We start from the raw sequence: 25432 nt of genomic DNA, 5'->3' as shown, positions 1-25432 counted from the left end.
AAGCGCCAGGTGGCGCGGACTGTGGGTGTAACGGTGTGACGATTTCTAACCAGCTAGACCGTCTGGAGCTTCTCGACCTCGTCGAGGTTTTCGGCCAGGCGCGCCGCAAAGGTCGAAAGCGGGTGCGGGTGCGTATCAAATTCGTAGGCCGTCTCGGTAGAGTGGATCACGGTGCCGACGCCGGCATCGGTCAGCAGCTCCAGGAGCAGCGAATGCGGCGTGGTACCGTTAATGATGTGAGCGCGAAATACGCCGCCGGTAAGTGCATCGACGGCCGCGCGCAGTTTGGGAATCATGCCCTTATCGACCTCGCCACCGTAGAGCATCTCATTAACCTCGTCGAGCGTTAGGTTGGAGATGAGCGAGTCTTTATCGCTAAAGTCCTTGTACAGGCCGTCGACGTCGGTCAAAAAGATTGCCTTGTGCGCGTGGAGCGCCGCCGCAACGGCACCGGCGGCGGTGTCGGCGTTGATATTGAAGAAGCCACCGTCCTCCCCCGCCGCGACGGTAGCGATGACGGGAATATACTCGCTATCGAGCAAGTTCTCGATGTAGTCGGTGTTGACGTGCGTCACTTTGCCCACGCGTCCGAGCTCGGGGTCGAGCGGCTCGGCGATGAGCGTGCCGGCGTCGCTGCCCGATACGCCCACGGCCAAGTTACCGTGGTGGTTGATTGCCGCCACCAGCTCTTGGTTAACCTTGCCGCCCAGCACCTCGCGCACGATATCCATGGTTGCCGGCGTGGTCACGCGCTGACCGTTCTTAAACTCGACGGGCATATCGTAATGGCTCAGCGCCTCGTTGATGGCTTTACCGCCGCCATGCACGATGACGGGGCGCATGCCGATAATCTTGAGCAAAACGATGTCGCTCATCACGTCGCAACGCAGTTGCTCGTCTACCATGGCGGCCCCGCCATACTTGATAACGACCGTCTTGCCGGTCAGGTTTTTAATCCACGGCAGCGCTTCGAACAGCAGCTGCGCAGTTGCTTCGTTGGATTCGCTCGAACGATAATCGCGTGCGAATTTCATAATCTGCCTCGTCTTTCGTATCGTTATCGCGCTGTGCTCCGCTGCCTGCAATCGCGGCGAGATGCGCAGCGTGCCTGGAGTCTAGGAGCGGTAGTCACCATTGATTGAGATGTACTCGTGCGTGAGGTCACAGGTCCACACGGTCGTTGCCGCGTCGCCTGCGCCCAGGTCGGCCGAAATCACGATCTCGGGCGCCTCAAAACGTCGCAGGGCCTCGTCCTCGTCAAAAGGAACAGTCAGGCCATCGCGGCAGACGGGCATGCCCATCATGTCGATGGAAACGTCTTCCTGATTAAACGTTACGCCGCACTTGCCGAGCGCCATGGCAACGCGACCCCAATTGCAGTCGTGGCCAGCGATGCAGGTCTTGACGAGCGGCGAGTTGGCGACGGCACGGGCGGCGATATCGGCTTCCTCGTCGTTGGCGGCGCCGGTGACGTTAACCGTCACGAGCTTTGACGCACCCTCGCCATCGGCCGCGATGTTACGCGCCAGGCTCTCGCACACCTCGTGCACGGCAAAGGCCAATTCGTCAAAGGCGTCAGTGCCCTCGACGATGCCCTCGGCATCCGCGGCGGCAGCGCCAGAAGCCAGCATGATACAGGTGTCGTTGGTCGAGGTATCGGAATCGACCGTCACTTTATTAAAGGTCTGTTTAACGGTCGAGAGCAGTAGGGTGTGGAGCGCCGCCGACTCGACGGGGGCATCGGTAGTAATGACCGCGATCATGGTGGCCATATTGGGCATGATCATGCCCGATCCCTTGCACATGCCGCCCACCGTATAAGCGTTGCCCACATGGCCCACAGCCTCACTGCGGTAGCGAACGGCATACTCCTTGGAATGCGTATCGGTCGTCATGATGGCACGGGCTGCATCGGCGCCGCCATGGGCAGAGAGTGCCTCGTAGGCGGACGGAATTGCCGTCTCAAACGTGTCGATCGGCAGAATCTGTCCGATCACGCCCGTGGAGGCAACTAAAATCTGTTGGGGTTCACAGCCAATGACCTGCGAGGCGATATTGCACGTCTCGCGCGCACAGGCAAGGCCGGTCTCGCCCGTGGCGGCGTTCGCGTTGCCAGAGTTGATTGAAACACCGGCGATGATGCCATAGCCCTTGTCCGTACCGCCCAGGTTGGCACGGCTCACCTGCACGGGCGCCGCACAAAAGCGGTTGGTCGTAAACACGCCGGCCCCGGGACAGGGTTTATCGGGCACAACGAGCGCGTAATCCAGGCGCTCTGGATTCTTGCGGAATCCGGCATGGATGCCCGCCGCCTTAAAGCCGGCTGCCGCCGTTACGCCGCCCTCTACGGCACGAATCTTGATATCGAACTGCTCAGCATTCATCGTCTTTACGACTCCTTATGTCAAACAAAAAATGGGCATCGGTTGGTGCGCCATGCCAGCCACAATCATGAGACCAGCTTAAAAGTGGCGCCAAACTCGATACCCGACTACCAAATCGTTAACAATCGAATGTGCTACACCGGGCACGCCACTGTAGGCAAGCCTCGTCGCTCGTCAAAGCCAAAGACGATATTGGCGCACTGGACTGCTTGGCCCGCAGCGCCCTTGCACAGATTGTCGATGGCGCCCGTCGCCACCAGCACGCCCGCGCGCTTGTTGAGCGCGAGGCCAATCTGGGCAGCGTTGGTGCCGACGACCGAAGCCGTCTTGGGCTGCTGGCCGGCATCGAGCACGCGCACAAAGGTGCGACCGGCGTAGAACTGCTTGTAATGGTCGACGACATCCTCAAGAGCCAGCGTGTCGAGAGCCTGCGGCGCGAGCGGCAGCGTCACCGTGGAGAGCAGACCGCGCTTGAGCGGTGCCAGGTGCGGGGTAAAGACGACGCGATCGGTCAGGCCAAGGATTTGCTCAATCTCGGGCGTGTGGCGATGCTTGCCCACGCCGTAGGCCTCCAAGTTCTCGTCGGCGCTGCAAAAATGGGTGCGGGCGTTGCAGGACTTACCGGCGCCCGTCACGCCGCTAATGGCATCGACAATCACGGGACCGTTCTCGGCCACCCAGCCCGCGCGCACGGCGGGCGCGGCGGCAAGGCTCGTTGCGGTGGGATAGCAACCGGCGCAGGCGACCAGCACGGGTTTGCCGTCGGCATGGTCGGATGCGGCGGTCTCCAAGTCCTGGCAGAACAGCTCGGGCAGACCGAAGGCACGGGTCTTGAGCAGCTCGGGGCTCGTATGCTCGGCGGCATACCAAGCCTCAAAAACGGACGCGTCGTTCAGACGGTAGTCGGCCGAAAGATCAAAGCAGGAGACGCCCGATGCAAGCAGCGCGGGCACCTGTGCCATGGCAGCCGTGTGCGGCACGGCCAAAAAGACCGCGTCGCAGTTCTTGAGCTCGGGGGCATCATGCGTCGTAAAGACAAGATCGCTTACGCCGGTGAAGCTCGGGTACACCGCAGACAACGGCTGGCCGGCATCGGCGTTGGACGTAATGGCAGCAAGTTCAAACTCGGGATGACCGAGGACGAGGCGAATGAGCTCGGCTCCGGCATATCCAGCCGCGCCGACGATTCCAACCTTCAAAGACATATCAGACTCCTTGTCTGCGATTTATGCACCGATGCGCATTTCGCAGCGGTCGTTATGAAGTGGGTTGAAACTTTAGCACCAAAAGATGCATGACTACGTAAATGGCTTGCATATTCATGCATTGAAACATTCCCGACACATTCGCTTGAAGGAATTGACAAATGGAGCGGGCCCCGTATTGACCGGCGCTCCTAACGGCGCCGGGCAATACGGGGCCCGCCCATGCGAAAACCAAGTTGTTAGGATGAGCCAGCTGGCTAGAGCTCGACCGGCACCCATTCGTCGTGATTGCAGATAAAAGCCTCGGGATCCTCGACGCTAAAGAAGACGAGCGTGGGGTCGTTAGGCCCCTCATAGTGCTCGCCCAGGTGCTCTAGATGCTTCCACCCGGCTTCGCGCATTTCGCCTAAAGCCCGGTCATCCAAGCCGGCACGCCCGCGCAAGATGAGCCAGCCATGGCCCGGCCACCAACTCGTGGCCTCAAAGCGCTGGTTTTGCAGCAGCTCTTGCCACACATCTTTGGTGCGCGCTGTTACAAACCACAGCTTGCCATCCTGGATCTGAGCAAACGAAAATGGACGTACATGTGGCTGCCCGTCCACGCTCGTCGCCAAGTACCACGCCGGCACCGACGTCAGATACTCCAAAACCGTATTCAATCCGTCCATGCGTCCTCCTGCCACTAGCCAATTTGGAACGGGTAGTTAATTTGAGACGCGCTAGAGCTCCAGATGCTCTTCGCTGCCGTCGATATCGCAGAAGCGGGCGGCAATGTTGCGGACCGAAAAGAAAGCAAGGCGGCCGTCGTTGGCACTCTCGTGTTCCTCGCCGATGCCCACCATGTGCTTAAAACCCGCTTGACGCACCTTGTCGCTCGCAACTGCGTCGTCCTCAAGTGCGGCTTCGCCGGTCAATACGATCCAACATTCCCCCGGCTTCCAGCCCGAGAGCTCAAACTTGGGATTCGCGCTCAACTCCGCCCACACGTCCTTGTCGCGCGACGTGCAAAACCACAGCTTACCGTCATCGACCATGGCAAACGAAAACGGCCTCACGCGGGGCTGATGCCCGTCGCTCGCATCGGTCGTGGCAAGATACCACGCCGGAATGCGCCTGAGATACGAACAGGCGCGCTCGAGCTGAGCCATGCGGTCGTTGTCGGTCATAGGGACCCCTTTCTTGCGCTCGAATCGCGCCTAAACAAGTTGAAGGTTGATGACGATGACACACGCGAGCAGCAGCGCCGTCACCACCGCAGCCAGCGCATCCCCGCGGCGAAATGCAAGCGCATGCAGGCGCGTGCGGCCCTGCTCGCCGTGATAGCAGCGTGTATCCATGGCAGCAGACAGCGTCTCGGCATGGCGGAACACACCCGTGAACAGCGGGATCGCCACACTGCCGAGCATACGCACGCCGCCGAGCGGGCCTCCCGTCACGCGCGCACCGCGGCTCGCCTGCGCATCGGCCGTCTGCTTCATCTCGGTGGCAAACTGCGGCATAAAGCGCAGCGCGATACCCATAATCATGCCGAGCTCGTGTGCAGGAAGTCCCACACGCGCAAACGGTGCGAGCAGACGCTCAAAGCCCACGGTGAGGTCGAGCGTGGGCGTGGTGAGCGTAATGGCGCTCATGCCGGCCATCATCAAGCTCAGGCGGCACGCCATAAAGGCGGCGGAATGCAGCGAGCCCTCGCTTATCTGCAAAAAGCCAAGCTGCCACAGAATGCGCCCGCTCTGGTCGGAAAACAGGTTGAGCACTGCGACCACCACGACAATCGCCAGCAATGGTGCCATCGATGATAGGACCCGGCGCAACGGCACCCGGGACACGGTATAGATCAGGACAACGAAGATTGCGACCGGGGCCAGTCCGCGGAAGCTGCTGACCGTGAGCGTCGTGATCAGAAACACAAAGCCCAAGAGCAACTTAGTTCGCGGGTCCAGGCGGTGGATCGCACTATCGCCGGGATAGTAGCTGCCAAACGAAAACGCCTCCATTAGCAGCCCTCCTCTCGCGCAACCGTCTTGGATTTAGCAATGTCCGCGACGTTAGAAGGACCGCCCGAGCGACCGATTAGCAGGTCCACCAACTCGTCTGCCAGCGACTCAACCGTATAGAGGCCGTCAAAGCGCAGCGGCACGCCCGCTTCCGCGAGCGCCAACGCCATGCGCTGGGCGGCGGGAACGCCCAAGCCGATCGACTTGAGCTCATCCGCATGCGCAAAAACCTGAGCGGGCGTGCCCTCGGCAAACACCGCGCCCTCGTTCATCACGACAATACGGTCGCAGCAATTGGCCAGGTCATCCATACTATGCGAAACCATGACAACGGTCAGGCCATCGCGGTGAAGTCGACCGATAAGCTCAAGGAAATCCCTGCGCGCAGCCGGATCGAGCCCCGCCATGGGTTCATCGAGTACCAGGATCTCGGGCTCCATGGCAAGCACGCCGGCAAACGCCACGCGCCGCTGTTGGCCACCCGAAAGCTCAAAGGGGCTCTTGTCGCCCACCGTAGCCAGGTCGAGGCCCACGCGCTCGAGCGATGACTCAACGCGGCGGGCAACCTCGGCCTGCGACAAGCCAAGGTTATGCGGACCAAATGCCACGTCCTGTGCCACGGTCTCGGCAAACAGCTGACGCTCGGGATATTGAAACACCACGCCGACCTTTGCCTTAACCGCGGCAGCATCTTTCTTGTTTGCCAGGTCGAGCCCCAACGCGTAAACGGAACCCTCCTGGGGACGAATCAGGCCGTTGAGATGCTGAACCAGCGTCGACTTACCCGAACCGGTATGGCCCGCAAGGCCCAGGAACTCGCCGCGACGCACCGTTAGCGACACATTGCGCAACGCCCAGGGGCTGCTAGGGTCGTTGCCCCAGAGGGCCTGTTTGTTCGATGCGCCCTCGATGGCTGAGCGCTTGTGCCAACGGCGACGATCTCGGGCGCTCAGCGAATAGCTGTACGAAACATGGGATAGCTCGATGACGGGCTCCGACGCGTTGTCCTCGTTGTCTGCCGGAACAGCGCCGTCAGCGATTTCCAACTGGGATGCGAAAGGCCGCCCGGTGATGCCTGTCCAACTCCGCTCGGCATAAGCCTGCGCTATATCGGCGACCATATCCGCCTCACGCACCTGTGCGCAAATGGGCACGCCCTTCGCGCGAAGCGCCCTGCCAAGACAGCACGATGCCGGCATATCCAGGTTCAGCCGCGCGAGTTCGTCCGCCCGCGTCAAGATTTCCTCGGGCGTACCGAACATGGCAACACGGCCCGCCTGGAAGACAGCAACGCGATCGGCCTCGGCTGCCTCTTCCATAAAGTGCGTAATCATCACGATGGTCATGCCGCGTTCGTGCAGCGCGTGACAGGCCTTCATAAGGCCCTTGCGCCCGCGCGGATCGAGCATCGAGGACGCCTCGTCCAAAATGAGCACGCGCGGTTCCATGGCGAGCACGCCGGCAAGCGCCACGCGCTGCTTTTGTCCGCCCGAAAGTGCATGGGTCTCGTGGCGCTCGAAGCCCACCAAACCCACGCCCTTCAGTGCCTCGCGTACGCGCTGCGCGATCTGGGCCGATTCCACCCCAAGGTTTTCGGGACCAAAGGCAACATCGTCCTCGACAAGCGTCGCCACCAGCTGATCATCCGGGTTCTGGAATACCATGCCCGCGGTCGAGCGAATGTCGTAGACCAGCTCGGGATCGGACGCGACCATGCCGTTGACGCGCACCGTTCCCGTATCGGGCTGCAGCAGCGCGTTCAAATGCTTGGCGAACGTCGACTTGCCCGACCCGTTGCCGCCGAGGATGCAAAAAAACTCGCCATCCTCGATGTTCAGATCGATGCCGTCGAGTGCCGGTGTGGCACCGTCATAGCTAAAGGAAACGCCCCGACACTCAATCATGCGCGGCCTTTGACCTGGTCCTTCTTGGGCGTGATGAGATTAGAGACCGCCTTGTACACCGCAAGTGTCAGCACCGAGTTGAGCACGGTCTTGATGAGGTTGAACGGCAGCACGGCAGGAATCATGAGCGGGGCGATCACATCGACCGAGCCATACCAGAACCAAACGCCGATGGTCAGATTCGCAACCATGGACAGCGCCGTAGCGGCAATAACGCCCAGCACCAGGCCAATCACGGCACCCTTATAGGTATGCATCTTTTGGTAGACGATAGCCGCAGGCAGAATATAGCCCAGCGTGGCAACCAGGTTCATAAGCGCGCCGACCCAGTCACCCGTAGTGAGCGCATGGATAACGATCGCCATGGCGGCAACGGCAGTGCCGGCACCAGGGCCATACGCAAATCCGCACACCATCGCCGGCACCAGCGACGGGTCATAGGTCAAAAACGGCGCCGAAGGAAGGATGGGCAGCTGCACATACATAAACAGGGCGCCCAAGGCGCACATCAACGCCATGGTAACGAGCTGTTTGGTGCTCCACCTATTCGTGTTCTCAAAATGGATATGCTGCGACTGTTCAGACATAAGATCACCTGCCTCTTTCATCCGGACTCTAACCGTTGGTACTGGGATCTCACCAGTTCAGCCGGCATGCGAACCAACGCACACACGGGTCGCGGACTCATCGGCTCGGTCGCAGGCACTTTACCTGCGCCACGGCGCCCCTTTGACACCGCCCGATTTACCGCCAGTGGGGAATTTCACCCCGCCCTGAAACAGCAATTGCAAGTGTAGCACGAGCAATCGTTCGCGCAAGTATGCCAAGGGTAATTTGTGGCGGGGACCAGTTGCCGCAACAACCACGTCCTCCATCCACCCCAAAGCAGCGCGCCTTTCGCGCAAAGCGCGAAACAGCGACCGGGATACGTACCCCCATCAACCACGTCCCCCGCCCACGCCGACCTCAAGGCCGTAAACGCAGGGGATCCGGGGGCGTGACGGGGCTTCTCTCCGGAACATTCCGCAGGACGCAAAGAGGCTCCGCAGCGCGAAGCGCGAAGCGGAGCCTCTTTGCATGTCCGAGGACGTTCCGGAGAGAAGCCCCGTCACGCCCCCGGATCCCCGGTGGGAGTTCTAGACCTTGTCGGCCTTAGTACATACCGCCGCCCTGCTGACCAGCGGTAGCAGCAGCGATAGCGTCCTCAAGCTGAGTGTTTTTGGGCACATCGGAGACGGTGGCCTCGGTGATGAGGATCAGGCTGGCGACAGAAGCAGCGTTCTGCAGGGTGACGCGGCTGACCTTGACGGGGTCGAGGACGCCCATCTCAATCATGTCGCCCCACTCACCATTGGCAGAGTTGAGACCCTGGCCAGCAGGCAGCTCGGCAACCTTGTCGACCACGACAGCGCCCTCAAAGCCAGCGTTCTTGGCGATGGTGGCGACCGGAGCGGTCAGAGCCTTCTTGACGATGTCGACGCCGATCTTCTCCTCGGGGTCGTCGATCTCGACAGCATCGAGCGCAGGAGCAGCGTCCATGAAGGCGACGCCACCGCCGGCGACGATGCCCTCCTCGACAGCAGCGCGGGTAGCCTGCAGGGCATCCTCAACGCGGTGCTTGATCTCCTTGAGCTCGGACTCGGTAGCAGCGCCGACCTTGATGACGGCAACGCCACCGGAGAGCTTGGCCAGGCGCTCCTGGAGCTTCTCACGGTCGAAGTCAGAGGTGGTGTTCTCCATCTCGCCCTTAATCTGAGCGATACGGGCGTCAATGGCCTCCTTGGAGCCAGCGCCGCCGACGACAACGGTGTTGTCCTTGGAAATGGTGACGGACTTAGCGGTACCGAGCATATCGGCGGTGATGTCAGCGACCTTCACGCCCAGCTCGTCCAGAGCAGCCTGACCACCGGTGAGGACGGCGATGTCCTCGAGGATGCGCTTGCGGCGATCGCCGTAGCCCGGGGCCTTGACGGCGCAGACGTTGAGAGCGCCACGGATCTTGTTGAGGACGAGGGTCGGCAGAGCCTCGCCGTCGATGTCCTCAGCGATGATGAGCAGGCCACGGCCGGCGCGCTGGACAGCCTCGAGAACAGGCATGATGTCCTGGACGCTGGAGATCTTCTGGTCGGTGATGAGGATGTACGGATCCTTCATCACGGCCTCCATGCGGTCGTTGTCCGTGACGAAGTAAGCGGAGACGTAGCCCTTGTCGAACTGCATGCCCTCGACGGTGTCGATGGTGATGTCGAACGTCTGGGAATCCTCGACGGTGATGACGCCGTCCTTGCCCACGACCTCCATGGCCTCGGCGATCTTCTCGCCAACCTCGGGGTCACCAGCGGAGATGGTGCCGACAGAAGCGATCTGCTCCTTGGTCTCGACCGGCTTGGCCTGCTTCTTCATCTCGGCGACGGCGGCGTTGACGGCCTTGTCGATGCCGCGACGGATGGCCAGCGGGTTGGCGCCAGCGGCGACGTTGCGCAGGCCGTCGTTGACGATGGCCTGAGCGAGCAGGGTTGCGGTGGTGGTGCCGTCACCCACGGTGTCGTTGGTCTTGGTGGCGACCTCCTTCACCAGCTGAGCGCCCATGTTCTCGATGTTGTCCTCGAGCTCGATCTCCTTGGCGACGGAAACGCCGTCGTTGGTGATGGTCGGGGCACCGAACGTGCGCTGCAGCGCAACGTAGCGGCCCTTGGGGCCCATGGTGACGGTAACGGCGTCGGCCAGGGTGTTGACGCCCTTGGCGAGCTTAGCGCGGGCATCGGTGTTGAACGTAATGTTCTTTGCCATGGTAGGTAATCCTCCAAAAGAAATGTGACTCGCGTCGCCGCTTCCGAGTCCTATGCGGCGGGCGCGCTCAAAGACGAATCAGAGATTCTGACGAGACTAGGCCTCGACGACAGCGTAGATGTCGTCGGCGCGCATGAGCAGATACTTCTCGCCGTCGACCTTGACCTCGTTGCCACCGAACTTACCGTAGATGACAACGTCGCCAACCTTGACGTCCATGGGGATGCGCTCACCCTTGTCGTTGACCTTGCCGGCGCCCACGGCAACGATGGTGCCGCGCTGCGGCTTCTCCTGAGCGTTGCTGGCGATATACAGACCAGAAGCGGTCTTCTGCTCGGCCTCGTCGGGCTTGACCAGGACGCGATCTGCAAGCGGCTTCAAAGACGACATGCTTGTTTCCTCCTTTTTGGGCCGCGTGGTTATGCCACGCGGGTTAACCCTTTTGTTTGCGTACGCGTTGAATGGTACCCACGAATGGCGGGTTATACAACACGGAGTCAAAAAATCTTATTTTTTGGCACTTAGATTTTCTGAATGCCGGGGGATAACTTAGCGGTGGCTCCCGGGGCGGACCGGAGGGCATGAAGTTTGCTGCTCTACAGTCCTGCGCAAGACGGAAAGCACATTAAGTGCTTTCCTTTGCGTGCGGAACTCGCGACAAACTTCATGCCCTCCGGTCCGCCCTGGGAGCCAGGTTGACTAACTAGGGCCCGGCATTCAGAAAAGTCAGTGCAGCAAAATGGCGATGCGGATGGAATGCACAAGATAGGGGGCACGTTGTTGGGACGCGCTCTTTTAAGTTGCGGTGGAATAGTTCCTGTTTTTGGGCTTGAAGGCCGATTTTAGGGACTATTTCACCGCAACTGAGGGGTGGGATGTGGGGTTAGCGCTCGTAAATCAAGTTGCCTGCCAGGTAGGTGGCTTGGACTTTGGTGGCTTGAAGTTCTTGGGGATCAACGGTGAGCGGGTTTTGGTCCAGGACTACCAGATCGGCATACTTGCCGGGCTCTAGGCTGCCGAGGTTTTGCTCGTCGCCCGCTGCGTACGCGCTGCCCAGGGTGTAGTTGCGCAGAGCCGTTGCCGCATCGATGCGCTCGCTCGGCAGCCAGCCGCCCTCGGGCCAGTGGCTTTTGGGGTCCTGGCGCGTGATAGCCGTGTAGAGCACGTTCATGCTGGTAACGGGTGTGATAGGGCTGTCGGTACCGAAGGCTTGGCGAATGCCGCGCTGCTTATAGGTTGCGAACGGCCACATGATGCGGCTGCGCTCCAGGCCCAGATCGCGCTCCGGTCCACCCGGGTCGAGTGTAATGTGGCAGGGCTGGCTCGAAGCAACCACGTTGAGCTTGCGCAAGCGGTCGATGTCCTCGGGCAAGAGGTTCTCCAGATGCTCGAGCGTGTTATGACCGTGCTGGGGCAGGCCGTACAGGTCGGCCGCTTCCTCAAAGATATCGAGCGCGGCATGGATGGCACCGTCGCCGATGACGTGAATACGCACAGTGTGGCCACGCTCCGCGGCCGCCAGAACCAGCTTACGCATGCGCTCGGCGGGAACCGTCAGACGGCCCTGGTCGCCCGGGAAGCGCGGATTGGTATAGGGCTCGGTAAGATATGCCGTGTGTTCGCTCGACACGCCGTCGAAGAACTGCTTAAAGCCCGGTGCCGAGAGCAGCACATTGTTCGAGTAACGTGCCTGCAGCTCTTCCAAGCGCGACTGGTCATCCAGCAGCGTGGGGAACAGATGGGCTCGGATGCCCAACTTGCCGGCTGCCTGCAGTTTGTCGTAGACGTCGTCGCGGATAAAATCGCAGCCCGGCATGGGCATGAGCGACATATCGCATATCGAGGTGATGCCCTGCTCGGCCATGCGCCTCATTTGATCGGCGTAAGCGCTTGCGATGCGATCTTCGCCCAGCCACTCAAGACAGCGCGGCAACAGCTGCATGGCAGCCGCTTCGTGAGCAATGCCCGTGAGCTCGCCGTTTGCGTCCTTGTCGTAGCTGCCGCCCGCCGGCGGCTCGCTGTCGCGCGTGACGCCGAGCGCCTCGAGTGCGCGGCTGTTGAGCCACAGCGTGTGGCCGTCGCCCGAGTACATAACGCAGGGACGATCGGGGAATGCCGCATCGAGCGACGCCTTGGTAGGATGCTCGGGCGGGTCCCAACGGTAGTCGCGCCAGCCCTGCGTCACAACCCAAGCGTCGTCGGGCAGGTCCTGGGAAAACTCGAGCGCGTGCCGTACCAGCGCCGCCTCGGACGTGCCCATATCCATGAGCATGTACGGCGAGGAACCGACCGAGGTATGGAAGAAGTGCAGATGAGCGTCATGGAAACCGGGGCAGACAAACTGCTCGCCGTAGTCTAGAACCGGCGTGGCGGCGGGAGCGGCGGCGGTCACGTCATCGGGCTTGCCGACTGCGACGATACGGTCACCTGCGATGGCAATCGCCAGCTCACGAGCAGTATCGATACCGTCTTGCGCGGTAAAGACGTTCTTGGAGCGGATAATCCGATCGATATGTTGCATGGGCATCCCCATCTCTGGCAGGAAATTCAACACCCCCGAGTGTACTCCCCCGTCTCGGTTACAAAATGCCAAGCGGCAAACGGCAGCTTTGCCAGCCCTAGCGGCAGGTGGCATACTGGAGAGAGCCTGTACGATTTTGCGATCAACCCAGCAAGGAGCAAATCGACCATGACGAAGACCAAGGCACAGCAAATTATGGCGGCGACCGAGGCTCGCGCGGCAGACGATGTCACCGCGGCCATCCGAGATATCGCCGCCGAGTTTGAGCCCTATATCATCAAGCAGCGCCGGCACTTCCATAAGCACCCGGAGCTGAGCCTCGCCGAAGAGCGCACGACCTCTGACATCGCCAACCAGCTCGACGCCATGAATATCCCCTATGAGCGCCCCCTTAAGACGGGCCTGGTGGCGACCCTTCGCGGCACCGCGCCCGACGCCTATCGCGAGGACGGCACGCCGCGGCGCCGCATCCTGCTGCGCGCGGATATCGACGCCCTGCCCGTCACCGAGCAGACCGACGAGGAGTTCGCCAGCGTCAACGAGGGCTGCATGCACGCCTGCGGCCACGACTGCCATATCGCCATGATGCTCGGCACGCTGCAGATCCTGCGCCATATGACCGACGACATCCACGGCGAGGTCCGCATCGTCTTCCAGCCCAGTGAGGAAAACGGCCAGGGCGCGAAACTCATGATCGGCACGGGCGTGCTCGACGGCGTCGATGGCGCCTACGCCGCGCACATCTGGAGCGAGGTCGACGCCGGCACCGTAAGCTGCGAGCCCGGCCCGCGCATGGCCAATACCGACTGGTTCCGCATCGATGTCCGCGGCACCTCGTGCCACGGTGCCATGCCCCAGCGCGGCCACGACGCCGTTATGGTTGCCGCCGAGATCGTCAACGCCCTGCAGACCATCGTCTCGCGCGAGATCAGCCCCTACGAGCCGGCTGTCATCACCGTCGGCGAGCTGCACGGCGGCACCGCGCGCAACGTTATCGCCGGCACGGCCTACCTCGCCGGCACGGTGCGCACCTACGGCGATTCGACCCACGAGGAAATGCCGGAGCTTATGCGCCGCATCGTTGAACATACTGCGGCCGCCTTGGGCGCCGAGGCAGAGCTCACCGACTATACCATCGCCAACTACAAGGTCGAAAACGACGCAGCTTCGAGCGAGCGCTGCCGTCAGGCTGTGATCAAGTGCTTGGGCCCCACCGGTCAAGGCCATTACCGTGGCACGCTTTCGGGCGAGGATTTTTCGGAGTACCTGCGCCGCGTACCGGGTGTGCTCGCCTTTGTAGGTACGCGCAACCCCAAGATTGGCGCCACGTACGCCCAACATTCCTGCTTCTACAAGATCGACGAGACCGTGCTGGCCAAGGGCTCCATGGTGGCCGCCCAGTATGCTATCGACTTTTTGGCCGAGCCCACGCAAGAGGAGCTCGACGGCCCCACGATTACCGCGGTCGCCGAAACCAACCCCGATCTGGCCGCCAAGTTGCGCTCTGCCAAGGCGACGGCCGCTGAGGCGCGCGACGCCATGCACGATGCTCGCACCGCCCGCCATGCTGCAATCAAGGGCATCCACGATGCGCGGGCTGCCGCTCGCCACGAGGAAAAGCGCGACGAGTAGCCGTCACGCCCATCCATAACAGCCTGGCTAAAGCAAAGCGGGGGCGGACGTTATCTCAACGTTCGCCCCCGCTTATGTGTCGACCGTTTTTCTAGCGCGTCCTCCGTCACGCCAGGTAAGAGCGAAGGATGGTGAGCCAGCGTGGGGGTTCGAGGTGGATGATATCGTCGGGAACTCCGGCGGGCGCATAGCCGCCAAAGAGCAGACCGGCATCTGCCGGATTGATGAGGCGCACAATCCATACGACGACGACCAGCACGCACAACACGGTGACCGCAATGTCGATACCACGCTTTAGCTTGCTCGATGCCACCTCCTCGCGCACGAACGCGAGCACAAACGCAATCGGCACCACCCAAAACAGCGGATGGTAGGCAAAGGCCGCCGCATAATCGAGGCGCAGCGCCGCCAGCCACGCCCTCGTCATGCCGCATCCCGGACAAGGAATGCCCGTCATCAATCGAAAAATGCAGCCAATGTCGAGCAGGTAGAGCGCGAGCCAGGCGACAAAGAGCGCGCCGGTGCAAAAAAGGGCGCGGCGAAGGAGCTCTGCCGTGCCCCTATGTCCCTGGGAGCTGTTCACGCCGCCCTTATTGTTAGGCACGAGCGCCAAGGCGAGTGTTGTAAGCCGTTGCCATGGCATTGGTATTATTGATGATGATGTTCATAGCGAAGATGGGACCAAGGCCGCACAGGAGCGCGCCGAAGATCTGCCACAGAAGAACGGTGGTGCCGTTTTCCTGGAACACCAGGCCGTAGCGAGGAGCGTTGGCCTGCAGGCGGTTGCCAATCTTGTAATACCAGTAGTACGCGTAGAAGCCGCAGGTCACAAACGATAGAAGGATGAATTCCGCCAGACCCGGCGTGTAATCGCCGTCATCCTGACACAACGTGTTGACGTCGCGTGCCAAGCAATACAGGAAGTAGAACGAATAGATACCGCAGGTCACAAGAGAGAGCAGCAGCCAGCCGATCAGGCTGCGGTCAGCCTTAATGGGGCCATAGCCCATCGGAGCGGATGCGGACTGTTGGGCGTATTGACCGGTGTACTGCTGCTGAGGCTGGGGCGCGGGCTGAATAGCCTGGGCCGGAGCGGGCTGGGGCTGCGGAGCCGCAGCGGCAGAAGCGGCACCAACGGCGGATCCGCAAACAGGGCAGAATTTGGCATCATCCGAAATGGGAGAACCACAAGTGGGACAGAACATGAGCCACTCCTTTTCCTAAGGCGTCGCACGCCTTCAAACCTTACACGTCTACGTTCTCAACAATAGCCGCGACGTTGTTGCGCAACATTGACCAATTTCCGAGAAATTTTGCTGCAACCGTTTTCCCAGGCATTTTCTTGCTTTCGCAGTAGAAAAAGGCACCCCGGGCTCAGTTGCCCAGGGCGCCTCGACCGACTATTCGGTTTGATTGTTTTCGACAGCAGGATTATCGCCCGGCTCATCCGCCGGCGTGGCAACGGCATCCCAATCGGGCTCCGCAGGCGTCGCCTCGGACGCCGGTGCGGGGACAGGAGCAGGTGCCGGGGCAGGGGCAGGCGCGGGTGCCGGGGCAGGTGCAGGCGCGGGCGCCGGGGCAGGCGCAGCACCAGTGGCTGCCGTGGGATTGAATCCCGCAGGAGCAGGCTTCTTCTCACCCGGGAGCACAAAAGTCAAAACGTCGTCCTTGTCCTCATCGGCCCATTCGCTTGCATAACGTGCAGCCCAATAGCCAACGGCACGGTGCTTGAGCATCTTGCCAAAGACCGTAAGGAACACCGTGACGAATGCAATCAGCACCAGGAACAATACGAGCGTGACACCACCGGCGGTAACAATCGCCTCGATACCCGTGGGGCGATAGTAATAGCCGTACGCGCCAATTCCGGCGATGGCACCAAAGACAGCTGTCAAGATCCACGTAATGGCGTTGGAAACCAGGCCCGTCAAAAACTCCGGAAAGAACGAAGCGCAGAACAGCTTGGTCTTGTTGTGCTTAAACGCCGCCCAGACCTTGTCGAGCGAAAACGCGCTCTCGACGCGACCGGTCACCGCAAAGTGCATCACGGCGATGTCGGCGAACATCTTAAAGAAGACACCCAGAATCGCCGAGGCAATTAGCGCCAGGACAAGCAGGCCAAGCGAGCCAAACAGCGCAGCTTCGAGCGCATAAGAGCCGTAATACGAATACGAGCCTGCGGCGCCAATTACCACGCCCTCCACCAGCGAAAGCACTACACCGATAACGGGAATGGCAGCGATAACCTCGAGCACGACCGAAATAACGCTCGAAAAGACTCCGAGACCAAACGACGTGGAACGCATCAGCGGACGGTCCATGCCGTCATCGACCTTGAGCGACAGATCGCGACCCCACTCGATACCAAAGCCGGAACCGCACACGCTCGCAATGCAAGCTGCCAAAAAGCCGATGGCAGCCGCAATGCCGCCAATAACGGGAATAAACAACACGAGCACCGACACAACGCAAATCAGCGCCGGCAAAAACGCGATTTGGCATACACGCTGAAGCACGCCCGGAGTCTTAGTCATATCTTGGAACGCCTGAGCCACACAGCCCTTTGGCGCATTCGCCACGGGCGGTTGCGGAACAAACTGCTGGGGCTGAGGCTGTCCCTGGGGAGCGGGGCCAGCGGCACCGGCATTAGGAGCACCACACACGCCGCAGAACTTGTCGTTATCGCCCATGGGGGCGCCACACTGCGAGCAGAACATAGAATCATCCCTTCGTATCTTGAACAAATCACTTGGATCGCAAACGATGTCTTTAGCATCATTATTGCCCAATGTGGGGTCAAATACTCAAAGATGACCGATTTGCAAGATACACGGCGCCAGCAGGCGGTTCGTTGAATACGTTTGTGCTAGTTTGTTCCGCGGAAACCCTTGCCGACAATCTCGGAACTGTCGACAATCGTGATAAAGGCACCCGGATCGACCTCGCGCGCATAACGGCGCAGCTGCACGGCCTCGCGACGGCTCAGCACGCTCATGATCACCGTCACGCACTTGCCCGAGAAGGCACCGTAGCCGCGACTGATGGTCGCTGTGCGGTTGAGATGTTTGACGATAAACTCCTCGACTTTAAGGGGCTCGGAACAAATGATCGTGCAGACCTTACGAAGATGAATGCTCTCGATGGCCTTGTCGACCACAAGCGTCTTGGCAAACAGGCCGAGCACGCAATACAGACCGATACGCGGACCATACAAAAAGGCCGCGATGGTCACGATGCCGATATCGACCAGCAACAGCGCGCGACCAATCTCGAGTGTGGTACGGCGTTTGAGGATCATAGCGAGGATGTCCGTGCCGCCCGTCGAGGCGCCGATATCAAAGACGATGGCGCTGCCGAGCGCCGGCAGAATCACGGCAAAGCACAGGTCGAGCCACATATCGCCCGTCATCGAGACACTGGTCGGGATAAAGAGCTCGAAAAGCGAAACATAGGCGGACAGCGCAAACGAGGCGAAGACGCTCCACAGGATTGCCTTGCGTTCCAAAAAGATAAAGCCCAAGACGACGAGAACCGCGTTGATAATCCACATAAAGACACCGACGGGCAGGGTCGGGAACAGCGTGGACAGAATGACCGACACGCCCGAGGTGCCGCCAAAAGCAAAGTGATTAGGGGTTTTAAACGCAACGATGGCAAAGGCCGTAAGAATCAGACCCAGATTGAGCTCGGCGAAAAAGCGCGGGAAGCCTGGCTCCTGGCTGCGCTTTTGACCGGCACGCTCGCCGCGCTCGATATCGGTGCGATCGACCACGCGCTCCATCGGCACCACGGGAGGACGATGTAGCTCCTCGGCAGCTCGCGATGCCGCCTCTGCCGCGGCGGCCTCAATCGCCCATGCCTTGCTTTCTGTTTCGTGCTCGTCGGCCATTACGGCAACCCCTCGTTAACAATTTGGAAACAATGCGCCCATTAGGGTAACGCGGAACGCGACGATTGCAACCCCTAGTTAGACGAGCGGTATGCCTACATCGGGGGGGCATACAAATAACGGCCGGCCACGCTTTTGCTTGCGCGGTCGGCCGTTTAACGTTTTCGCAGATAAAATCTGCCAAAACAAACCTGTCCCTTTTTGGAAGGTTATTCGTGCTGGCTGGTGCGGTGCTCGTACTCCTCGGGGGTGATGACGTCCTCGATACGCAGGTTGACACCCGCCACCTCAAGGCCGGTCATCGCGGCAAGGCGCTCGGTGACACGTGCCTTGACATCGTCGAAGATCGCGGGCGCATAGGCGCCGTACTCGATGATGACGGAGATGTTGACGACCACGCGATTGTCATCGGTGACCTCGACCGTCACGCCCTTGGTCAGGTTCTCGGCACCAAACTGCTCCTGTACAAAGTGCATGAGGTTGCCCTTCATGCCCAGGACGTGCGGCACCTCACGGGTGGCCATGGCGACGATCTTCTCGATCACACCGTTAGAATAGGTCAGCGAGTCCTCGGACTCGTCTGTTTCCTCATCATCCTCGTCCGCATCGTCGGCGGACTCGGCCTCGACGAGTGCCTCGTCCTCGAGCGTTACGTCCTCGGCCTCGGCGGCGACGGTCTCGTCTGCCTCGAGCTCGGTATCGGCCACATCGACCTTCGTGTTAAAAGCCATGGTTCCTCCTTATGCCCACCGCACACGCGGCGGTCGAATACATGCTAGCGGCCGCTAAACAGACGGCCGAAGAAGTTGACGATCCCGTTCTCGCCGTCGCGGATCTGGCCAATCACGGCGCCGATCAGCACAAAGAAAGCGATGACGAGCGTATCCCACAGGCCGAGCGTGAGCACCAGCACGGCGAGCACAAAACCAGCGACAGCTCCGAGCGTGGTGTTGGGATGACGGACGGCATAGCTCCAGATGGCTGCCCCCGTACCCTTGATGAGACCCATGGCCTCATCAAAATCGTCGGCAACCGCGTCATGCGACTCGGTGCCCTCTACCTTGGAATCGACGACCTCGCCTGCCGGCGCAGCACTCTGATCGATGGTCAGGCGCGGGGTGCGAACGGTCTTGTCTTGATTGGTATCACTCACCGGAAACCTCCACGGTCTGGACGGTAGTCTTGGACGGCAAAAAACGAACGCGTGCGGTCGTGCCCGGCGTGCCGAGCATGGTGTCGCAGGCCTCCTCGATACGCTGCTGCATCGCGGTTGCAAGGGAGGCCACGTCCCGGTCGTCGAGCGCGATGGCGTCGACCTTAAAACGAACGCGCGATTCATCGGAGCCCTGCACGCGCGCCTCGACATGCTCGATCATCACACGGTCGTCGCGCTCCGCCGCACTGCGAGCACACGAGGAGAGGGCCGCGAGCGTGACCTCGATATTACGCTCCCCCGCCGGATGCACGCAGGACGGCTCGCGACGGGCAAACATCAGACGGAAGAAACCCACGAGCACGCCGAGCGCCACGACACCGCCGCACGCCGTAACAACGATGCGAGGCAGCGGATCGCGCATCAACAGCATAAAGCGATAGGTATATGGTCCCCAAAACTGGCAGACCAACGTACCCAGCGCCACGACGGCGGCGGCAAGATACACGATCGCCAGGGCTCGTTTGAGCACGCGCATGCGGCGCTCCCTTCAAATCTCGATCCACAGAATGCAAAACGATTCGCATCATTATAAAAGAGCCGGGTCCGGTGCCTCATGCACGCGGATCCGGCTCATCTATTCCACGAGGCTTGCATGCTCGCTTCATTATGCCCAGATATGCACGGCTCAATCCGTGCGGGCGCTACTCCTCCTCGAGGGCAGCGATGACCTCGTCGGTCATGTCCATGGTGCTGTAGACGTCCTGGACGTCGTCGAGCTCCTCAAGACGGTCGATGAGGCGCTGAACCTTCTTGGCGTCGGCGCCGGAAACCTCGGTCGGGGTGGTTGGGACCATGGTGGTCTCGGAGCCCTTGACCTGGATGCCCTGCTCCTCGAGTGCCTTGGAGACAGCCATGACGTCGTTAGCAGCGGTCCAGACGATCCACTCCTCGCCGGCGTCCTCGTAGTCCTCGCCACCGGCCTCGGCGATCGCCATCATAAACTCATCCTCGTCACCGGCAGCACCGTTGGCGATCATGGTCTCCTTCTTGGCGTTCTCGTCCAGGACCTCCTTGGCAACGACGATCTGGCCCTTGCGCTCAAACTGGAAGGCGACGGAACCGGAGGTGCCCAGGTTGCCACCAGCGTGGGAGAAGGCGGAACGGACGTCGGCAGCAGTGCGGTTGCGGTTGTCGGTCAGGCAGTCGACGTAGACGGCGACACCGGCGGGACCGTAGCCCTCGTACACGATGTTCTCGTAGACGGCGGCATCGGCACCCGAACCAAAAGCCTTATCGATAGCGGACTTGATCTTGTCCTTAGGCATGGACTGAGCCTTGGCCTTGGCAACAGCAGCGGCGAGGCTGGCGTTGTTCTCGGGCAGCGGGTCACCGCCGAGACGGGCAGCAACGGTAATGTTGCGGCTGAGCTTGGAGAAGAGGGCGGAACGCTTGGCGTCCTGCGCGCCCTTACGATGCTTGGTTGTGGCCCACTTAGAGTGTCCGGACATACGTGTCTCCTATCGGTTTCGACCTAAAGCCCAGCGCAGATGCTCGGGCAATATAAACAAACGTCGTTATGATATACCTACTGGCCTGCGAGATAAACCCCAAAATGAAGGCGTCGTGATGATGCAGCCCCTTGGCACAAAGCAGCCTGACCCCAATGTGTCAATCTTTGGTTAGGCCCAGAGGAGGTCGCTGCGGGTGATCGTGGCACCGATGGCAAAAGGCATGCAGGCGATGACCGGGTACAGGTAGCGCATGTAGGTCGATCCGTTGCATGGACCGATCAGGCACACGGCGAGCACGCCTAGCAGCGGTATCCAGATGGCCAGTGCGCGCCACGAATGGCGGCGCAACAGGTAGACCACCACGACGATCATGATCCAAACGTAGGTGGCCGAGCTCATGGTGAGCGAGATAAACGGAATGCGCTGCACCGCCACGCGGTACAGGTTAATCAGGTGGTCGCACCAGCGCACGGCTTTGCTGTCGACCGGATGGAAGTCAAAGTACTTGAGGTTATCGGGCTTCGCCATGATCTCGGCACTGCGCGCCGTGCTGTAGACCCACGCATCGCGAGCGCTCGGATAGAAGTACCCGTAGTAGTTATTGACGAGCGCCGAGATATAGCACTCGGGGTCCTTTTTGAACATCTGGGCCCACACCTCAAAATAGGCCTTGATGTCCTCCTGCGAGGCGTACTCATTAAAGCAGTTTTTGACGGCGTCCGACTTATCCGGGTTGTAACGGCGGCCCAGATTCTCGTACTTGAGCACACGGTCGATCACGGTACGCTCTTCGTCGGTCACCAAGCCGTCGCAAGGAGCCTCCACGATGGTGCCGTCCTCCTTAACCGTGGGGTTGACGCCCGAGTTGAGGCCGTCGTGCTTTTGGACAAAACGAGCCGTCTGCTGGAACGGAATCGAGAGGATTTCGCGCTTGGAACCAGGCGTGATGTCATGTGCCGGCATAAAGACCTTGGTGAAGTACATATTAGAGGCAAGGCAGAGTGCAAGCACCGCAAGAACTCCCACCCAGCGGAAGCGCGGCGTGGCGTACAAGGGCGCGATGCCAGACTGTTTGGTCACGCGACGGGCCACATGCGCGTCCCAAGCGCAAAACGCCGCCGCAATCACGCAGGCCGCCAGGGGAAACACCAAACCGCCGTTGCGCAGAAACGTGGAACCCATGGCGCCCAGAGCGAGCAGCAGCCAGTCATGGCGCGCAAAGAGCACGGGCCTCTGTTCGCCCGCACGCTCGGCATTGGCATCGCGACGGGGCAGGCCGCAGGCCACGAGCTTCACGGTCTGCACCAACAGCACCAAAAACGCGTCGGCAAACAGCACATCTTTGGTAAGCAGGGCCGCGTAGTTGGAGAACATGGGCATAAACACAAAGAACAGCAAGATCACGCCGCGGACCGGCAGACTCACGCCCAGCTTGCGCAGCGACGAGATGGAATAGGCCATGCAGGCGGCCGTAATGACGAACTGAGCGCAGGTGTAGATGGCAAGACCTGCGTTGGCACTGTTGAACAGTGAAAGCCCCAGCTGGACGCACGAACCGATGATAGCCGTGTGCACCACGGGGTGATGTCCGTTGAGCAACACATTGGGATTGAGCAGACGCAGGTAGTCACTCGTGCCGTTGGGGTAGTTGAACCACTGGCGAATCTGCGCACCCGTATCTCCCATAAAAAGGCCGGGCAGCGAAGCGATGAGCGTGGGCGCCCAGGCGACCATAAGCACCAGGAAGGGCCCGACAAAGGGATGGACCGAAAGCACGGCGTGAGCCACACGCCATACGCGGCCAAAGTGCGCTTCGGAAAACGGAATGCGCCGAGAGCTCAGCCAATCTAGACACTCAAAAGCCAGGTAGAAGGCAACGACCGCCAAGAGCATCCAGCCCGCACCGCCTATCCAGGCGCAGATGATCCGAGCCTTGTCGCCGAGTACGATCTCGGCAGAATCGGTGAGGTCGTAGCTGCGGCCAAACACCATGCAGACGGCAAAGAACAGCGACGGAAGGATCACCGAAGGACGCCAAGCATCGCCGCGGCCAAAGAATACGTAGCGAAACGGCAGAGTGAGCAGGCAGGCAAGCGCAAGCAGCATGACCGCGTCGGTATGGCCGGCAAACGAGAGGAGCACCTCGTAGCACACGTACAGCATGCCCGAGGCTTTGGGGTCAATCGCCAAGACTGCGTTGCTCGAGACCGGCGCGGGATCGATGGAAAACGCCGTGGTCGCCAACAGCGCGAGCAGAAATGCGATGAGCGTCTGCTTGGCGGGGTAGCGCTTAAACCAGACGATGCGGGCAGCGTCGCGCGCAGCCGTTGTGGAGAGGTCGGAATCCTTCACAGTCCAAAGAGCCTTTCTAGAAACCCGCCAAAAAGGGACAGGTTTATTTTGGCAGGTTTTATCTGGGAAAACGTTACAGTTCTGCCATCGTTGCCCAGCAGACCACCACAAAGGCGCCTGTCCCCTTTGTGGTGGTCTTGGTTAGGCGTCCAGGTAGACGCGCTGGGGACGGTTGCGGTGTCGGGCGAAGATGATGAGCGCCAGACCCGCGATTACGAGCGGCAGGCTCAGCAGCTGACCCATGGTGATGACGCCGCCCAGCAGATAGCCCAGCTGGGCATCGGGGACGCGCACAAACTCGACGAGGAAACGGACGATGCCGTAGCCCATCACAAACACGCCCATAAACGTACCCTGGGGCAGCAGCGGTTTTTTGCGACTGAGCACCTGCAGGATGCAAAAGAGCACGATGCCTTCAAGAAACGCCTCGTAGAGCTGGGAGGGATGGCGTGGCACATCGCCCGCGGTGCCGCCAAAGACCACACCCCAGGGCAGATCGGTCGGCTTACCCCACAGCTCACCGTTTACGAAGTTGGCGCAGCGTCCCAGGCACAGGGCCAGCGGGGCGCCGATCACGGCAAGGTCGGCGACGGTCCAGGCGTCGAGCTTATACATGCGGCACACGATGATGCCGCCCAAGATGCCGCCCACCAGGCCGCCGTGGAAGCTCATGCCGCCCTCGTTGGTGGCAAAGATCTCGAGCGGGTGGGTCCAATAGTAGCCATCGCCGTAAAAGACGACGTAAAACAGGCGCGCGCCGATGATGAGGCCAAAGACCGCGCCGACCACGACGCTCGTCAGGTCATCGATCGTAATGTCGAAGCCCCAACGACGCTGCGTGCGGTACATAACGACCGCCGTGAGCAGGGCGCCGACCACGTAGGCCAGGCCGTACCAGTAGATAGTGATGGGGCCCGCCGAGATCGCGACGGGATCAAGCATATGGTAGAGGTCGTTGAGCATATCGATCCCCTGCTCCCTACGTCCAAATATGCGGCCGCGGGCCTTACGCTCGCAGCCGCATATTTGGACGTAACGTCTATGCGGAGCGTACCGTCCGCAGCTTTCGCGTCTTAGAACGGCGCGTACTCGTCGTACAGGTCCTCGGCCTCGCCGGAAGCATTGACCTGCTCAACGCGGGTAACGCCGGGCACATGCTCCTTCAGGATGCGCTCGATACCCATGGAAAGGGTTAGCGAGCTCATGGGGCAGCCGGCGCAGGCGCCCTGCAGCTCCAGCTTGACAACACCCTCGTCGTCGACCCCCACATACTCCATATCGCCGCCATCGGCCTGCAGGTTGGGGCGAATCTCTTCAAGAACCTTCTTAAGCAGCTCTTCGTTAACAGCCACAGGGGCTCCTTTCTCACAATTACGCGGGCGCGCCCGCGAACAGAAGCTATGTTACTACAGCCATGTACCCGCTCACGAGCCGTCCATGCGCGCAGACGCGACTTTCACGAGTAGTCAATTTGGGACGGGGCTTTTTTAGCTGCTTTTGCCGACGCCCGGCGCTAGCACACGCTGCCGCTACTGCTGAGTTTGTTCCCCGGTGCCAATGTGGACATCGACGATAACCTGGCGGTAGCTGATGCCGCAGGAGTCGAGAATGCGACGGCTGATGCGGCCGTCGTCGGTATCGGCGTACTTATTGTCCAGGTAGACGACCTCGCCCACGCCCACCTGCGCCAGGATCTTGGCGCAGTCGTGGCACGGGAACAGCGTGACGTAGACCGTGGATCCCTCAAGGTCTTTAAGCGAGCCGCGGTAGTTGAGCACGGCGTTGGCCTCGGCATGGACTACGTAGTTATGCTTGTCCTGTAGCGGGTCGTCGCTCGTACCCCACGGGAAAAAGTCGTCGTTGAGCGCCGAGGGCGTACCGTTGTAGCCCACCGAAAGGATACGGTGGTTGGTGCTGGCGATGCACGCACCCACCTGCGTGTTGGGGTCCTTGCTGCGGCGCTGCGCGGCGATGGCCACGCTCATAAAGAACTCGTCCCAGCTAATGACGTCCAGGCGCTTGCCTGACGAAGTTTGATGAAGATCGTCCGACATGGCAGACACCTCCGTAATCGCAATAGTTTGACCCATT

Annotated in this window: 24 protein-coding genes and 1 riboswitch; of the genes, 1 reads left to right on the top strand and 23 read right to left on the bottom strand. The window is 60.8% G+C overall.

Going from position 1 to position 25432, the window contains the following annotated elements:
• Window positions 1-53: 53 nt before the first annotated feature.
• The 11 genes from argB to DXD24_RS02165 all read right to left on the bottom strand — a co-directional run bounded on the left by argB (window position 54) and on the right by DXD24_RS02165 (window position 12807).
• Entirely contained in the window at window positions 54-1034 is a 981-nt protein-coding gene (gene argB, locus DXD24_RS02215; protein ID WP_117646041.1) for an acetylglutamate kinase, read from the bottom strand.
• A gap of 81 nt (window positions 1035-1115) precedes the next feature.
• Window positions 1116-2384, bottom strand: coding sequence for a bifunctional glutamate N-acetyltransferase/amino-acid acetyltransferase ArgJ (argJ, locus tag DXD24_RS02210; protein WP_117646039.1), 1269 nt, complete (start codon window positions 2382-2384; stop codon window positions 1116-1118).
• Window positions 2385-2518: 134 nt separating this feature from the next.
• The gene (argC, locus tag DXD24_RS02205; RefSeq protein WP_055252304.1) at window positions 2519-3589 is read right to left on the bottom strand and encodes an N-acetyl-gamma-glutamyl-phosphate reductase; all 1071 of its coding nucleotides are present in this window, start codon (window positions 3587-3589) and stop codon (window positions 2519-2521) included.
• Between the two features lie 257 nt (window positions 3590-3846).
• Window positions 3847-4257, bottom strand: a complete 411-nt coding sequence (locus DXD24_RS02200; RefSeq protein WP_055252303.1) for a pyridoxamine 5'-phosphate oxidase family protein — start codon at window positions 4255-4257, stop codon at window positions 3847-3849.
• A gap of 51 nt (window positions 4258-4308) precedes the next feature.
• Window positions 4309-4755 carry a pyridoxamine 5'-phosphate oxidase family protein gene (locus DXD24_RS02195; RefSeq protein ID WP_117641049.1) on the bottom strand — a complete coding sequence of 149 codons (447 nt, stop codon included), beginning with the start codon at window positions 4753-4755 and terminating at the stop codon, window positions 4309-4311.
• A 30-nt stretch (window positions 4756-4785) separates the two neighbouring features.
• Window positions 4786-5586, bottom strand: coding sequence for an energy-coupling factor transporter transmembrane protein EcfT (locus DXD24_RS02190; RefSeq protein WP_117641050.1), 801 nt, complete (start codon window positions 5584-5586; stop codon window positions 4786-4788).
• Window positions 5586-7490, bottom strand: coding sequence for an energy-coupling factor transporter ATPase (locus DXD24_RS02185; RefSeq protein ID WP_117646037.1), 1905 nt, complete (start codon window positions 7488-7490; stop codon window positions 5586-5588). Before DXD24_RS02185 ends, DXD24_RS02190 begins: the two co-directional genes overlap by 1 nt.
• Entirely contained in the window at window positions 7487-8077 is a 591-nt protein-coding gene (locus DXD24_RS02180; protein WP_055252299.1) for an ECF transporter S component, read from the bottom strand. The genes DXD24_RS02185 and DXD24_RS02180 overlap by 4 nt, the downstream gene beginning before the upstream one ends.
• Before the next feature lie 5 nt (window positions 8078-8082).
• Window positions 8083-8275: riboswitch (FMN riboswitch) on the bottom strand.
• Window positions 8276-8642: 367 nt separating this feature from the next.
• Window positions 8643-10280 carry a chaperonin GroEL gene (groL, locus tag DXD24_RS02175; protein ID WP_006234938.1) on the bottom strand — a complete coding sequence of 546 codons (1638 nt, stop codon included), beginning with the start codon at window positions 10278-10280 and terminating at the stop codon, window positions 8643-8645.
• 96 nt (window positions 10281-10376) lie between these two features.
• Window positions 10377-10670 carry a co-chaperone GroES gene (gene groES, locus DXD24_RS02170; protein WP_022094351.1) on the bottom strand — a complete coding sequence of 98 codons (294 nt, stop codon included), beginning with the start codon at window positions 10668-10670 and terminating at the stop codon, window positions 10377-10379.
• Between the two features lie 493 nt (window positions 10671-11163).
• Entirely contained in the window at window positions 11164-12807 is a 1644-nt protein-coding gene (locus tag DXD24_RS02165; protein ID WP_233502306.1) for an amidohydrolase, read from the bottom strand.
• Window positions 12808-12969: 162 nt separating this feature from the next.
• Between DXD24_RS02165 and DXD24_RS02160 the strand changes: the two genes are divergently transcribed.
• On the top strand, window positions 12970-14433 hold the full coding sequence (locus DXD24_RS02160) for a M20 family metallopeptidase (protein WP_117646034.1): 1464 nt from the start codon (window positions 12970-12972) through the stop codon (window positions 14431-14433).
• A gap of 106 nt (window positions 14434-14539) precedes the next feature.
• Here DXD24_RS02160 and DXD24_RS02155 read toward each other — a convergent pair whose 3' ends face one another.
• The 12 genes from DXD24_RS02155 to DXD24_RS02100 all read right to left on the bottom strand — a co-directional run bounded on the left by DXD24_RS02155 (window position 14540) and on the right by DXD24_RS02100 (window position 25395).
• Window positions 14540-15037, bottom strand: a complete 498-nt coding sequence (locus DXD24_RS02155) for a DUF2752 domain-containing protein (RefSeq protein WP_158550119.1) — start codon at window positions 15035-15037, stop codon at window positions 14540-14542.
• A complete protein-coding gene (locus DXD24_RS02150; protein ID WP_022094456.1) occupies window positions 15030-15638 on the bottom strand; it encodes a DUF4234 domain-containing protein in 609 nt (202 codons plus the stop codon). Before DXD24_RS02150 ends, DXD24_RS02155 begins: the two co-directional genes overlap by 8 nt.
• 195 nt (window positions 15639-15833) lie before the next feature.
• A complete protein-coding gene (locus DXD24_RS02145) occupies window positions 15834-17150 on the bottom strand; it encodes a zinc-ribbon domain-containing protein (RefSeq protein WP_117646030.1) in 1317 nt (438 codons plus the stop codon).
• Window positions 17151-17299: 149 nt separating this feature from the next.
• A complete protein-coding gene (locus tag DXD24_RS02140; RefSeq protein WP_117646028.1) occupies window positions 17300-18322 on the bottom strand; it encodes a YitT family protein in 1023 nt (340 codons plus the stop codon).
• A gap of 209 nt (window positions 18323-18531) precedes the next feature.
• Window positions 18532-19053: an Asp23/Gls24 family envelope stress response protein gene (locus tag DXD24_RS02135; protein ID WP_117646026.1), complete on the bottom strand. Its 522-nt coding sequence runs from the start codon at window positions 19051-19053 to the stop codon at window positions 18532-18534.
• A 44-nt stretch (window positions 19054-19097) separates the two neighbouring features.
• Window positions 19098-19475, bottom strand: a complete 378-nt coding sequence (locus DXD24_RS10225; RefSeq protein ID WP_233502305.1) for a DUF2273 domain-containing protein — start codon at window positions 19473-19475, stop codon at window positions 19098-19100.
• Window positions 19468-20013 (bottom strand): hypothetical protein, encoded by a 546-nt coding sequence (locus DXD24_RS02125; RefSeq protein ID WP_117646024.1) that lies wholly within the window; start codon window positions 20011-20013, stop codon window positions 19468-19470. Before DXD24_RS02125 ends, DXD24_RS10225 begins: the two co-directional genes overlap by 8 nt.
• Before the next feature lie 166 nt (window positions 20014-20179).
• A complete protein-coding gene (locus DXD24_RS02120) occupies window positions 20180-20986 on the bottom strand; it encodes a YebC/PmpR family DNA-binding transcriptional regulator (protein ID WP_117646022.1) in 807 nt (268 codons plus the stop codon).
• Between the two features lie 171 nt (window positions 20987-21157).
• Window positions 21158-23341 carry a DUF6020 family protein gene (locus DXD24_RS02115; protein WP_233502304.1) on the bottom strand — a complete coding sequence of 728 codons (2184 nt, stop codon included), beginning with the start codon at window positions 23339-23341 and terminating at the stop codon, window positions 21158-21160.
• Between the two features lie 141 nt (window positions 23342-23482).
• Window positions 23483-24304, bottom strand: a complete 822-nt coding sequence (gene lgt, locus DXD24_RS02110; protein WP_117563821.1) for a prolipoprotein diacylglyceryl transferase — start codon at window positions 24302-24304, stop codon at window positions 23483-23485.
• A 110-nt stretch (window positions 24305-24414) separates the two neighbouring features.
• Entirely contained in the window at window positions 24415-24693 is a 279-nt protein-coding gene (locus tag DXD24_RS02105; RefSeq protein WP_035137589.1) for a NifU family protein, read from the bottom strand.
• Window positions 24694-24870: 177 nt separating this feature from the next.
• Window positions 24871-25395: a dCMP deaminase family protein gene (locus DXD24_RS02100; protein ID WP_117563822.1), complete on the bottom strand. Its 525-nt coding sequence runs from the start codon at window positions 25393-25395 to the stop codon at window positions 24871-24873.
• Window positions 25396-25432 lie beyond the last annotated feature (37 nt).

It is taken from the genome of Collinsella sp. TF12-2AT (assembly GCF_003436735.1).
Classification (GTDB): Bacteria; Actinomycetota; Coriobacteriia; order Coriobacteriales; family Coriobacteriaceae; genus Collinsella.
Note: the sequence above shows the minus strand (reverse complement) of the source record. Positions and strands in the feature narration are given on the sequence as shown.